Below are 679 nucleotides of genomic sequence, written 5' to 3' on the forward strand. Positions count from 1 at the left end.
AGTCGTAACAAGGTAGCCGTATCGGAAGGTGCGGCTGGATCACCTCCTTTCTATGGAGTTTTTACTCTAGTCGATATATGACGTAGGTCATATACGCTTGCGCTTGTTGTTCAGTTTTGAGAGAACTCAAAACTCTCTTATTTAATAAAAGCTATTGCTCCTGCGTCTGTGAGTTCTGCTACGAAGCAAAATTCCTCGTCGCAAGGCAGCATGAAGCATAACTGAAAAGTGTTGCATGATGGTATCAAAGTCAGTAGCCTTGTTCAGTTTTGAGAGAACTCAAAACTCTCTATATTAAAACTCTCATTATAGTAATGGGGGCCTGTAGCTCAGCTGGTTAGAGCGCACGCCTGATAAGCGTGAGGTCGGTGGTTCGAGTCCACTCAGGCCCACCAAATACTTTGATAAGCCTTGAGATTTCCTTGGCGCTTGTCTATTAATAATGAATTGGGGCCTTAGCTCAGCTGGGAGAGCGCCTGCCTTGCACGCAGGAGGTCAGCGGTTCGATCCCGCTAGGCTCCACCAATTTCAAGATAGTTCTTTGAAAACTAGATAATGAAATGTAAACATGAACGTCAAGAATTCATGTTTAATCGGAGACGATTAAACAAAAACCTTTTTTAATTTGGTTAAGTTAGAAAGGGCGCACGGTGAATGCCTTGGCACTAGGAGCCGAAGA

The 679-nt window shown here is 44.0% G+C and carries 2 tRNA genes and 1 rRNA gene; all 3 read left to right on the forward strand.

What is annotated here, in order from left to right:
- Positions 1-50, forward strand: a 16S ribosomal RNA gene (locus tag CEF19_RS23630); the annotation flags it as partial.
- A gap of 268 nt (positions 51-318) precedes the next feature.
- A tRNA-Ile gene (locus CEF19_RS22990) sits at positions 319-395 on the forward strand.
- A gap of 54 nt (positions 396-449) precedes the next feature.
- Positions 450-525, forward strand: a tRNA-Ala gene (locus CEF19_RS22995).
- The last annotated feature ends 154 nt before the right edge of the window (positions 526-679 follow it).

This window comes from Bacillus solitudinis, assembly GCF_002797395.1.
In the GTDB taxonomy this organism is placed as follows: Bacteria; Bacillota; Bacilli; order Bacillales; family Bacillaceae_D; genus Halalkalibacter_A; species Halalkalibacter_A solitudinis.